This window comes from Ferruginibacter sp. HRS2-29 (genome assembly GCF_024343615.1).
GTDB lineage: Bacteria > Bacteroidota > Bacteroidia > Chitinophagales > Chitinophagaceae > Ferruginibacter.
This window is the reverse complement of record NZ_RJUB01000032.1, coordinates 1-12,522: the sequence shown is the minus strand read 5'-3', so window position 1 is coordinate 12,522 and position 12,522 is coordinate 1. Positions and strand designations below refer to the sequence as shown.

Genomic DNA, 12,522 nt, shown 5'->3' with positions numbered 1-12,522 from the left:
TAATTACCTTGCGGCGCTAAAAAGCCAATCCATTGAGGAAGCTGAGTGCAAATGTACTGAGGAATGCGGTGGATGAGAAGATTGCGCTGGATGAAAACTAAGTCAATTAAAAATGGGCAATTACGAATTACGAATGGGTTTGTTCAGTTTGGTATTTATTAATTTCTTTGGAATCTAATTACCTTGCGGCGCTAAAAATTAATTCGTAATTCGTAATTCGTAATTCGTAATTCGTAATTCGTAATTCGTAATTCGTAATTCGTAATTCGTAATTCGTAATTCGTAATTCGTAATTCGTAATTCGTAATTCGTAATTCGTAATTCGTAATTCGTAATTCGTAATTCGTAATTCGTAATTCGTAATTTATTTAAACACCGCATCATCCACTCCCTTATTAATAACATAACTGCTAAACGTAATCTCCGCCCTTCCTTTTTTTCCTTTTGCTTTATCAACCGGAGCCGGAGTTGATCCGTCATCAAAATCAAATGTTACGCCTTTCGGTAGTTTATAATCTTTTGTATTGAAAGAAAAAACGATCTTATCGGGCAGGCCGTAAGAGGCATATTTGCTATACGTCATTTCGAGTTCGAAGCTGCCATTTTCACGGGTAGTGGTTTTCGCCTTGCGGATCAGGGCAGTGGCTTCTTCTATATATAATGTACTCAGCACAACATCGCTGTTGTCGTCTGCCGGCAATAATTTGGCTACCCTCACTGCCACACCATTTACCTTATCGGTTCCCGCATCTATCACCGTAAATTGTTCATCGGTCAGTACGCTCCCCATATTGATGCTCACCGCCCCCTTTGGAATAAAGGATACCCCTTTTTCACTTTTCACCTTCAGGCGGTTGGGTTTTTTAAAATAAACTTTCACCGTGGCAACCGGCACTTTCAGGAAAGCCACATTGGTCTTCATTCTACCCAAAGCCTCATAATCATTTACCAGCGCCATCTTTTGTTTGGCACTTTTTATCAGAACATTGATATCCTGCTGCGCAAAAGCGGGAGATATCAGCAACGTTAACAACACAGACAGGTAAGCTTTCATACGTTTATTTTAAGTAAGGATATCTTTTTTTCTGAATACAAAAATGGTAATGCCCAGCAGCACCGCGATATGCCCCAGCAATATATATAAGCTGTTGCGGATGGCCGCCCAGTTTTCGATGGAGCCTTTTATAGGTAAACCATCTTCGGTGGTGGCAATGTAAAAAAATCCTTTCCAGCCAACCAGGTATGAAGTGAAGAGCCAGGGCTTTACATGTTTGTCGATGATCGGTACATTCATGTTAGATATCACTGTACAAACAATGACGATGCAAACCGTAGCGATGATCGGCCCGATGCTGTTTTCCGCATATACCGAAAGCAACATCGCCAGCGCCGCGATCACCGTAAGTGCCACCGCCGCATAAGCGAACGCCGCCATATAGCGCCACATGATATCGTCCTGGGTTATCTGCAATATCATACTTTCCTGCCCCTTATTGCGGAAGATGAGCATGTCGTCTGCTCCAAAGATCAGCAGACTGAAAAACAATGAGGTCACCGCCATCCATACTAATAGTAATACGGTAAAAATGATGGAAGCTAAAAATTTTACAAGAATGATCTGTGTGCGGCTGACTGGTTTTGTCAATATCAGCCTCAGCGTTCCCATATTGGCCTCGCCTGAAATGGCATCGCCGGCCACCAATGCTACCAGTATCGGCACCTGTATCAATAATGTGTTCAATATTATATAACACATGAAATAGCCGTTCATCGATTTTTTCAGGTCGAGGTCGAAACTTTCGCTGACGGTCTGCAGCATCAGGTTGAGGTAACTGGCACCATCCGCTTTGAAGGCGAACTGAAAAATGAAGGCTATGGCTGCTATCGCTACAAAAGCGATGTAAGTGCGGGGCCGCTTCGCGATCTTGTATAACTCAATTTGTAACAGGCTCCACATGGTTTTCAGCGTTGGTAAGTGATAAAAAGTAATCTTCGAGGGAATGACGGGGTTGCAGCGACAATATCCCCACTCCCGATGCCGAAAGCTGGCGGGCCAAAGCAGGAATATCCGCCTTATCCATATGTAAACGGATATATTTGCCCGAAAGTTCGAGCCCGCCAGACCAGGAACTTGTTTTTAACAGGTCAAAAGCTGCGGCATTATCCAATGTTTCCAGCTCAACCACTGTTTTGGCCGGATCCAGGAGTTCGGATACTACCCCTTCTACTATTTTCTTCCCTTTGTTAATGATTATCATGCGGTTAGCAATCTGTTCGATCTCGCTGAGCAGGTGAGAAGAAACGATCACCGTTTTGCCCAGCTCCCTGCTGAGGTGCAAAATAAGGTTACGCATATCTGCAATCCCTTGTGGATCAAGGCCATTAGTTGGTTCGTCGAGTATTATCAGCTTAGGGTCGTGTATGAGCGCTACCGCAATGCCCAGACGTTGTTTCATCCCCTGGCTGAAAGTTTTGACCTTGCTCCTGGCCCTTTCTGCCAGCCCCACCAGTTCCAGCTGATCCATTATCAGCTTCCTGGTGGTTTTTACGCCGCTCATTTTTGCGAAGATATACAGGTTGTCGTATGCGGATAAGTACTTATATAAATCCGGCCGCTCTACTACCGCCCCGGTCATTCTGAGTACTTCTCCGCGATTTTCCGCCAGATTTTTCCCAAAAAAAATAATTTTTCCTGAAGTGGGTTTTATGAGGGTGAGCAGCATGCGGATGGTGGTAGATTTTCCTGCCCCGTTCTGCCCCAGGAAACCATACACATCTCCTTCATTTACAGTAAATGACAGATCATTCACAGCCTGAAAACCATCAAAATTTTTGGAGAGATTTTTTACTTCCAGCAATACGCTCATGGCACAAAATTACGCCTATATTTTCAGGTGAAAATTAATCTTTTTTAAAAAAAATGTGGAAATTACTATGAATTACGAATTATTACTTTTAGGTTTGCCCTCGCTTAATTACCTCTGACAATTGCTCCTGGTCTTGAAACCACCAAGGGCACCCCAATCCACGATAGCTTATTGCTATTGAAAAATATATTCTGTGTTGAGCCGGAAACCAAGCCAGTTCCTGTGATAAATAAAAAAATATTTACCACAACCTCAACCACAAGAAAATGAACAAATTTTTTACCCTGATTGCAGTTTTAATCTTAACTGCTAACTCTTTTGCCCAAACCTGTACTATTACCGGATTCGACGTTTGTACACTTGCAAACCCCATCACTACTTTCACTGGTGCTGTAAAAGTTAGCGGAAACGATCTTGCTAACGGCGCTAAGTACAAATTCAACAATGTTACTACCATCGCTGCGGTTAGTTTGGATGCGATTGTTACGATCGACGGTTCTTCTAACGCTACCTTATATTCTTTTGATGATGATGCCGCTGTAAACGAAACAGGTACTGCGGGAAGCCAGGCCGCTTTGTTTTCACCAAAGATCGGCACCAACGCTGACCTTACGAATGCTGAAAGGCGTGGTTGGGTTCAGTTCACCATCACTTTTTATACTCATTACAACGGAAACACATTGCCTCCGGTAAATTCTTTGCCCGTGCCTGTTGCTAATCTCAACTTTCTTCATTTCGATATGGATGGCTACAAGATCGGTTCTAACGGTTACTTCCGTGAGATCGGTTATGTAAAAAGGCCAAGCAATGTTGTAGCAGACCTGATCAATTATGGTGCTGCTGTAACTGAACTTACCAGCGCCGGTACGGTCACTGAAAATGGCAACGACTGGTTGCTGACTTATGGCAGCACTACCGAAAGGGACGGTATCTCCCGTTGCGCACAGGTGATCGAAAAATCTGTATACGCTTTGCCACAGTCTTCTGTTACCTTCAGGATGGGCTACGACTACAAGCCGGCTCAGCCTTATGCCAACCAGGGCCAGGGTAAACCACAACGCCAGTACGGTTCTAAATTCGGTTGCTTCAGCCTTCCATTGGCTGCTCCATTACCGGTGTCTTTGCTGAGTTTTGGTCTTAATTATAACAATGGTCTTTCTACATTAACCTGGACTTCTTCACAGGAGATCAACCTCGACAAATATCAGGTTTTGCGCAGCGTTGATGGTGTTAACTTCCAGGTTATCGGAAGCGTAGCAGCAAAAGGAAGCCTTTCCCTCGAAAAATATTCTTACGCTGATAACAACATTCCCTCAGGCGCCACTGTGGTTTACTACAAACTGATCATGCTGGATAAAGACCACAAACAACAGATCTCTAACGTGGTGACTGCAAAGATCAACGGTGTAGCAGCTTCAAAAGAAATGACCATTTTTCCTAACCCGTCTTCTACCAATGCACAGATCAGGTTCAAAGCCGATAAAGCTGCCCTCGCGACGATCCTTGTATTCGATGCTTCAGGTAAAGTAGTATTGCAACAGCAGTCGAATGTCCTTTCTGGTAACAACAGCGTTGCTATCAACAACATCGTAAAACTGAATGACGGCATGTATACAGTGAAAATGATCAGCAATGATGTGACTTATAGCTCTAAACTCATCATCTGGAAGTAAGATTTTGATTGCACGAATTAAACCCCGGAGGTTTTAAAAACCTCCAGGGTTTCTTCCAAAGATTCGAACCATCCATACATAAAAATAAATGCCACTTTAATTAGTGGCATTTTTCATTGTGGACAAAACCCCGGAGGTTTTAAAAACCTCCGGGGTTTATCAGTTTTAAGGTCTCATGTAGGATTGCAACGCATTCACATATTTCTCAAATGCATCAATCCCTTTCGGCGTGATCTTACACAACGTCTGCGGATAATTATCTTTGAATTGCTTGCTGATCTCGATGTATTCCACTTCACGGAGTTTATTCAGCTGCACGCTGAGGTTGCCGGCGGTGGCATTCGTTTTTTCTTTTATGAATGTAAACTCCGCCTCCTTCACACTGATGAGAAGGCTGACTACGGCTAACCGCAGCTGAGAATGTAATATGGGATCCAGGTCTTTAAACTCCATGCTCCGCTTTTCTTTTTTGATACCCGATCCACAAAATGATACCGGGAATGAGCCATGCCAACAGGCCGCAAAGCGCCATCAGCAGCATATCTGTCTTTACAGGGGTAAAAATGGAAATAGCGCTGAGTATCCAGCAGGCAATACCGCCAACGATCAGCGGTTTGAACTTTACCATGCCCCCGGTGATGAAAGTAGGCATGCCGTACAATATCATTACCAGTGTACTGCTTTCGCTGTTTCCATACCTGGAATTATAAAAGGATGTAAGGAAAATGGAAATGGCAAAAGCGGTCCAGACGTAACCGGTGACCGCTTCTTCATACGCCGTGAATTTTCGCTGGCGCTTTTCCTTTACCGTAAAATATATCTGCGGGATGAGTGCAAAGATCAATAAGAACCAGATATCGAAACCGATCCTGAAACCGAATTGCAGTTGCGCCCAGGTAACCAGGCTGCAGAATATGATGAGCGCTCCCCATACTATGGGGCCGATACCCTTGGTGACGTAACTTTTTTTCGCCTTACTGATCATCGTATTGATCAGCCGGATACTTTCTTCGTGGCTGAACTCTTTATCTTCCATGGATAGCTTTTTCTTTTAAATATTTTTTGCGAAGATAGATTCCGGGAATGATCCACGCCGTAATTCCTGCTGCGCCGATATATAATATCTGGAAATACCAGGGTGTGAACGTACAGCCCAAGGCCAGCAGCCAGCAACTTATCCCGCCAATGACCAAGGGCCTGAACTTGAGCAGGATGCCGGTAAAAAAAGTAGGCATGCCATACATCACAAGTATGGCCGGGTTGATGCTGAAATATGCTTTTTGCCAGATCAGGATAAACACCAGTAATGCGATGCAGACGAAAAAGATGATCCACAGGTATTTGATGATTTCATCGGACCAGGTCTTTACTTTTTTAAACTTATTCTGCCGTCTCAGGTAAAATATCTGGAAAATACTGCCCAGCCATGTCAACGTCCAGACGTATTGCCCTTTTTCATAATTAAAAAAATATCCGGAAGAAAAATGTACCATGCTGCAGATCAGTATCACAAATCCCCATACAAGAAAAAGTGTGCCCGATTCGCTGAAATTATTTTTCGCCCTGCTGATCATCTGCTCGATGATGGCAAAGCTTTGTTTTTCGTTTAATTGTTCATCCATATCCGGCAGGTTAATTATTTACACTCATTGAGCAACATGTCTACCCTTGACGCACCCCAGTTTGGTGCAATTTCACTGGCGGGCCTGAAGCTGGCGAATTTTTCTTTCGCGGTATTCAGTACTGTTTTTGCGGCATCACATCCACCCCCAAATTGAGCGGGCGTATTCTTCAGGTTTTCTCCTTTCAGGTAATAAGGCCGCGGGTTGGTGGCGTCCTGTTCTTTGGCGGCATCAAGATTTTGCTCTATCAAAGTTCCTTGTTCCATATAACGCTGCATCGGGTTCACGATCATACGAAGGGTGGCGATCATAGCTTTCACACAGCTGATCTCCGAATTTTTCGGCTGGATAGAATCGGCCTTATTCAGCAACTTTTCAGCACGGTCGGCAATGGGGTCAGCGCCCGACATATCGCCTTGCATGAAACCATAACGCACCTGCATCAATGCCGCATAATAAAAAGGAAGCCATTGCGATTTTTCCGCATTGCCGATCCTTTCAAAATTATCAGACAAAGACAACATAGACTGCGCAGTGGCGGAAGAATCTACTGCGGCCAGATTTTTTTTCATGGCAGCCATGTATCGTTCGCTTTGCGCATTAACAGATAAAACACCTGCCAGCAGAATGAAACCCAGGATAAACTTTTTCATGTTTTTTAATTTTAAAATTTTTTGTTTTTTAATTTTTCATATTCCGATTCCACCGAATTCGCTTTCGGAAAAACATATGCTCCCGCAAAATGAAACGCCAATCCGATCCCCCACCCCAGTGTTGTCCATATAGGCCATGGATAAGGATTCCATCGGCCTTCCGAATGGCGGTAAGTAGTGAAATACCATAGCGCCCAAAGAAATGCATTTACGATAATGTAGGTAACCAGGTGATTTTTGAAACCGGCTCTTTTTTTAGCGATCTCCCAAAGTTCCGGATCTTTTCCCTCGGGGGTTGGTTGATTGAAATCTGACATAAGTATGAGTTTAGAGATTAGAGATTAGGGTTTAGTAGGCTCGAGCCTGTGACCCGAACTTCGTTTAGGAGTTTAGGTACACAGTACTCACGATTTCATTACAACCTTCGAAGGTTTCACCATTCACCATTCACCTACAGATTATTGTTGATCGCATCCTGCGTCCTGTCTACACCAAAGCTCAGGAAACATCCAATATACACAAATCTCCTGCTTGGCGGAGTGATCGCTTCCTTACGATCGGTGATAGACGCATAATTATATCCGTAAACCTGTTTTTGTCCCAGCACATTCGTTACCGAAAGCACCCACACAATGAACGTCTTGCTGTCTTTCTTTCCAAGATTTGGAAGATAGTTCAGGCTGAACCCTACGCTGTTGTAATTGATCGTATTGCCTTTATCCTCCACCAGGTATTTCTGCTGCACATTATCATACTTCAACTGGTAATATGGCCTGCCGCTGGCAAAAGTATAAGTAGCGTTGAAGCCGGTCTTGATAGGCACTACAAAGTTTTTGATCACCAGGGAAGCGGTGTGCGCTGCCGCAAAATTCGGGCGCATCTTTCCCGGGAAATTCAGGTAATCCCTTTTGGTATCCAGGTATGAATAAGATACCCAGTAGTCCATGAACTTCAGTGTTTTTTTATCCCTCCAGAACAATTCCAATCCCTGCGCAGACCCGTTCCCGTTATTGGAAGAAGCAACTTCCACACCATTGCTGTTTGGAGATGTTTTATATAAAGCATCGTATTTTTTATAAAATATCTCCGACCGGAAAGTTCGCTGATCGGCCGTCTTCTGGTATTGCACGATGTAATGGCTGGCTTTGGCAAAACCGAGATTGATATCAGAGCCTGCGAGGTATTTCCTTTCAGGATTCTGGTAGAATATACCGTAAGCAAATGAAAGCTGTCCGTTGTCTTTAAATTTGTAGGCGATCGATGCACGTGGCGCCACGTTGAACTTATCCATCAGCTCCGAATGTTCGCCGCGTACGCCCAGCTTTGCCGCGATATCTTTAGTGATGTAAAAATCTGTTTCCGCAAAAGCCGCTGTGATATTATCTTTTACTGCGGCAGTATACTGGCTGCCATCATATAATGTGTACGTAGATTTTTCATTGCTGTAAAAATGTTCCGCACCAAACCTCACCGCATTCAATCCTTTGAAACGCTTTTCCATCACTATCCTCAGTTGTGCATATTGTGCCCTGTTCGCCAGTTGAAAATTTTTGTAGGCATACCCATCCGCCGGGTTAGAGACCGGAACTTTTTTATCATCCGCATCCTGCAGCTCATTTTCAATATCATCTTTATTGGTGCTGAAACTCAGACCGGCAAACATTTTCCAGCGCCTGCCGAAATTTTCTCTCCAGTTGATATTCTGGTAAGTATTTAAATTTTGCAGGTGAAATGCATTCTGCAATGTGGCAGAATCGATATCGGAGGCCCGAAAAGCCGTTTTGTTCCAGCTGCCGTATCCATAATATTTGATGAAACCGCCGCGTTTGGTCTTTATCCTGAAATTGGCATCGAGCTCGTGATATTCAGGGCTTTTGAAAAAATCCTGCTTTTGCCTGATCACTGCGAACGCAGGCGCCAGGTTGGTATATCCGTAAGTAAGCCCCCAGCTCGAACGCTTGTTTTTTGCCAGTTTCTGAATACCGCCATTTACACCGATCACAGAAAGCCCCAGACTTGCTTCGGTTTTCTCAGGCAGATCGGTGCTTTCCAGTATCAGTGCAGAAGACAGTGCCTGACCGTATAAAGCCGAATAACCACCCGCGCTGAAAACAGTTCCTTTAAAAAGAAAAGGATTAAACCTCCCCCTTGTGGCAATTCCGGGCAGGCTACTGTAAAAGAAATTATTCACGAGGTTTCCATCCATAAAGATCTTGCTTTCAGTAGCTGTGCCTCCGCGAACAAACAACCCTTCGCTTTCACCCACCTGCTGTGTTCCGGGAAGCGTTTTGAGCGCACCCGTCACATCGCCATTCGCACTTGCGGTGGTTACAATGTCGAGTGAGGTTAAAGCCGTCCCTTTTTTCTTGTCGCTGGCCTCAAAAGCTCCAGCCGTGAACACTACCGCGTTCAATTCAGTTATTAGTTCTTTTATTGATATGTCAAGGCGGATATCAGCCCCTTCAATTGATACATTTTTAGTATATGTGCCATAGCCTGACATAGTGGCTTGTAATTGCTGATTTCCCTTTTCGGAGGTAGAAAAGCTATAATTTCCCGCAGAATCGGTCGTTGCACCGTCATAAGTTCCCACCAGGGCAATACTTGCCCCCTGAAGTGGCTTGTTTTTGTTATCTGTAAGTTTCCCGGAAATATTCACCTGGGCAAAAAGCCCTGCCGGAATCATCCATATTGCCAGAAAAAGAAGCCGTCTCATGGTTGTTAATTTTAATACAAACGTAAAGTAGTTTATTTTATAAACCAAATTAATTTAAAAATAATTTTAGTGTGGATTAATATTTTTTTAGCGGGAAGAAGGAAGGGTATCACCCTTTTAATTGACTACAAATCAATATTTTATGACACATTTTAGAACTTGCTTTAATTATCTTTTTAGGGTTCCGCGACAATTACAGCAGAAAAAAAATATTTTTTTTAAGATGGCAATTTGTAATTTAGCAATAGAATTTAATGGGTTAGTAAGTACAAATGGTCAACAGCAATGTTGGCCATTTTACTTTTCATCCATTGAAGAAAACCAATTGTTGTTTTACTTCATCCGCAAAAACAACTGTGCTGGTTTTTCAACTTTCATTTTTTCATTTTGCTTTTTTCAAATCTTCCCCTGCTTCATTTTTTGTTGATAACATGTTTACAGAAGAAAAAGCATAGAACGTTTTTTTACAACATCATTTTCATTCCGGCAGAAATATCGATCGCAACTTTTTTAAAATAACTTCGCATCATGAGTAAAACAAAATCAGCATTCTTTTGCCAGAACTGTGGGTATGAAAGTGCTAAGTGGGTGGGCAAATGTCCATCGTGTAATCAGTGGAATACTTTTGTGGAAGAAGTGGTGGTGAAAGGAAATGATAAATCGGCCAGGGACGATTGGAAAGAATACAATGGCCTGGCAAAACTCAAAACCGTTTCGATCAATGACGTGAGCAGCGCAGAAGAAAAACGGATCGTGACAGGTGATGGCGAATTGAACCGTGTGCTGGGGGGTGGGATCGTTGCGGGAAGTATCGTACTCGTTGCCGGCGAACCCGGCATCGGTAAGTCAACGCTTTTTCTTCAGAACGGGTTGCAACTGAAAGATGTGGTTACCTTATATATAAGTGGAGAGGAAAGTGAACAGCAGATAAAAATGCGGGCAGACAGGCTCGGTATTTCCAATGAAAATTTTTACCTGCTTACCGAAACGAATACGCAGACGATCTTCCAGGAAATAAAAAAGCTGAAGCCGCAGCTCGTCATTGTTGATAGTATACAAACATTGCAATCACCATTTGTAGAAAGTTCACCTGGCAGCATCAGCCAGATACGCGAAACCGCGGCCGAGCTTCAACGCTTTGCCAAAGAAACCAATACACCCGTGTTCCTTATCGGGCATATTACCAAAGATGGAAATATTGCCGGGCCGAAGATACTCGAGCACATGGTAGATACCGTTTTGCAATTTGAAGGCGACCGGCATTATGCCTACAGGATACTCCGCACGTTGAAAAACAGGTTTGGCAGCACCGCCGAACTCGGCATTTACGAAATGAGCAGCGAAGGCATGCGGGCCGTCAGCAACCCCAGCGAAATACTCATCACACAAAAAGAAGATCAGCTGAGCGGCATCGCCATCGGCGCAACCATAGAAGGCATGCGCCCGCTGCTGATAGAAACGCAGGCATTGGTAACGCAGAGTGTATATGGTACGCCTCAGCGTACGGTGAGCGGCTTCGATCTCCGGCGTTTGCAATTGTTATTGGCCGTATTGGAAAAACGTGGCGGGTTTCATTTTGGCGTAAAAGATGTTTTCATCAATATAGCTGGTGGAATAAAAGTGGAAGATCCTTCGCTGGACCTTGCGATCGTATGCGCCTTGCTGAGCAGCTATGAAGATGTGCCGCTACAGATGCATACCTGTTTTGCGGGTGAAGTTGGCCTGAGTGGCGAAATACGTGCGGTAAACAGGATCGAGCAACGTATAGCCGAAGCTGAAAAACTCGGTTTCGAAAAGATCATCGTAAGTAAATACAATGCCAAGTCTTTGGGTAAGATGAAATTTAATATCGATGTAGTTGCCCTGGGGAAAGTGGAAGAAGTATATCAGTATTTATTTTAGCTTTTTGCCGCAGAGAAAAGAGGGAGCAGAGTTTTCGCAGAGATAGTTATGTTTTTTCTCTGCGAAAACTCTGCTTTCATACTTCTCTGCGGTGAAGAAAACCTCGTTTGGTTGAGAATAACAACATCGATTTCAAGGATTAAAAACAAGAGCAAAGAAGGATTTCGATTTTTTTACTGGGTAATTTAGCAGATGCTTTTGCTCAAACAAATCTTTACCAACACGCTTCACTTATTCTACCCTGCTTTCTGCCTGGGTTGCGGCAGCGACCTTGTAAATAAAAACCAATTGCTTTGTCTGCAGTGTATCATATCCCTGCCACATACCGGTTTTGAAAAAATGCCGGAAAACCCTGTCGAAAAGATCTTCCGCGGAAGGGTAAATATCAAAGCGGCACACAGCGAATTTTATTTTTCAAAAGGACAGGTGATACAGCAACTCATCCATCAGTTGAAATATAAAGGCAATCAGGAAGCCGGCATTTATTTGGGTAAAATTATGGCGGATAAATTATTGGCGGTACCATATTTTGCCGACATTGATTACCTCGTTCCATTGCCCATGTTTCCTGCAAAAGAATTTAAAAGAGGATATAACCAGGCAACTATTATATGTAACGGCATGTCGGAAGTGATGAATATTCCGGTGTCGGTCAATAATATCGTGCGGCGGCATGCCACCGAAACCCAGACCCGAAAGCACCGGACCGAAAGATGGGAGAATGTTGCAGATAGTTTCCAGGTCAATTTTCCTGCTTTGCTGGAAGGAAAACACATTCTGCTGGTAGATGATGTACTTACTACCGGCGCCACACTCGAAGCCTGTTGCCTGGCGATGGCTGCTATCCCTGGTATTTCGGTCAGCCTTGCCACGCTGGCCATTGCAAGTAAATAATTCGCCTGTCACAACTAACGTCGCACAACTAACAACTTTATTGTAGTTTTGTTTCAATGAAAAAAACATTCTTCGCAAGCAGTATCCTGTTGATCGTTCTCTTTTTTTCCTGCAAAAAAGATAGTGTGATCACCAGTCCGGAAGCCGGGCTGAGCATCAGCATCGATACCGTGAAATTCGACACTGTTTTTACCA

The 12,522-nt window shown here is 43.7% G+C and carries 12 protein-coding genes; 3 read left to right on the top strand and 9 right to left on the bottom strand.

The genetic code is table 11. The annotated features are described in order from the left end of the window. Positions 1-364 precede the first annotated feature (364 nt). From EGI32_RS09825 to EGI32_RS09815, 3 genes are read right to left on the bottom strand one after another with little or no spacing between them, the layout of a single operon-like run. Positions 365-1,054, bottom strand: a complete 690-nt coding sequence (locus EGI32_RS09825; protein WP_255155220.1) for a hypothetical protein — start codon at positions 1,052-1,054, stop codon at positions 365-367. A gap of 9 nt (positions 1,055-1,063) precedes the next feature. Continuing rightward, entirely contained in the window at positions 1,064-1,957 is an 894-nt protein-coding gene (locus EGI32_RS09820; protein ID WP_255155219.1) for an ABC transporter permease, read from the bottom strand. After that, entirely contained in the window at positions 1,935-2,867 is a 933-nt protein-coding gene (locus EGI32_RS09815; protein WP_255155218.1) for an ABC transporter ATP-binding protein, read from the bottom strand. The genes EGI32_RS09820 and EGI32_RS09815 overlap by 23 nt, the downstream gene beginning before the upstream one ends. Before the next feature lie 266 nt (positions 2,868-3,133). On the opposite strand from EGI32_RS09815, the gene EGI32_RS09810 reads away from it, so the two are divergent. After that, a complete protein-coding gene (locus tag EGI32_RS09810) occupies positions 3,134-4,540 on the top strand; it encodes a T9SS type A sorting domain-containing protein (protein WP_255155217.1) in 1,407 nt (468 codons plus the stop codon). 165 nt (positions 4,541-4,705) lie between these two features. Here EGI32_RS09810 and EGI32_RS09805 read toward each other — a convergent pair whose 3' ends face one another. From EGI32_RS09805 to EGI32_RS09780, 6 genes are all read right to left on the bottom strand, one after another. Further along, positions 4,706-4,993 (bottom strand): transcriptional regulator, encoded by a 288-nt coding sequence (locus EGI32_RS09805; RefSeq protein WP_255155216.1) that lies wholly within the window; start codon positions 4,991-4,993, stop codon positions 4,706-4,708. Beyond that, complete coding sequence (locus tag EGI32_RS09800; RefSeq protein ID WP_255155215.1) at positions 4,983-5,576, bottom strand: hypothetical protein; 594 nt, start codon at positions 5,574-5,576, stop codon at positions 4,983-4,985. Before EGI32_RS09800 ends, EGI32_RS09805 begins: the two co-directional genes overlap by 11 nt. Beyond that, positions 5,566-6,162 (bottom strand): hypothetical protein, encoded by a 597-nt coding sequence (locus tag EGI32_RS09795; protein WP_255155214.1) that lies wholly within the window; start codon positions 6,160-6,162, stop codon positions 5,566-5,568. The genes EGI32_RS09800 and EGI32_RS09795 overlap by 11 nt, the downstream gene beginning before the upstream one ends. A gap of 14 nt (positions 6,163-6,176) precedes the next feature. Then, positions 6,177-6,815: a hypothetical protein gene (locus EGI32_RS09790; protein WP_255155213.1), complete on the bottom strand. Its 639-nt coding sequence runs from the start codon at positions 6,813-6,815 to the stop codon at positions 6,177-6,179. A gap of 11 nt (positions 6,816-6,826) precedes the next feature. Further along, entirely contained in the window at positions 6,827-7,132 is a 306-nt protein-coding gene (locus EGI32_RS09785; RefSeq protein WP_255155212.1) for a 2TM domain-containing protein, read from the bottom strand. Positions 7,133-7,266: 134 nt separating this feature from the next. Beyond that, a complete protein-coding gene (locus tag EGI32_RS09780; protein WP_255155211.1) occupies positions 7,267-9,531 on the bottom strand; it encodes a TonB-dependent receptor in 2,265 nt (754 codons plus the stop codon). Positions 9,532-10,059: 528 nt separating this feature from the next. Between EGI32_RS09780 and radA the strand changes: the two genes are divergently transcribed. Continuing rightward, complete coding sequence (gene radA / locus EGI32_RS09775; protein ID WP_255155210.1) at positions 10,060-11,433, top strand: DNA repair protein RadA; 1,374 nt, start codon at positions 10,060-10,062, stop codon at positions 11,431-11,433. Between the two features lie 198 nt (positions 11,434-11,631). Beyond that, the gene (locus EGI32_RS09770; RefSeq protein WP_255155209.1) at positions 11,632-12,327 is read left to right on the top strand and encodes a ComF family protein; all 696 of its coding nucleotides are present in this window, start codon (positions 11,632-11,634) and stop codon (positions 12,325-12,327) included. The last annotated feature ends 195 nt before the right edge of the window (positions 12,328-12,522 follow it).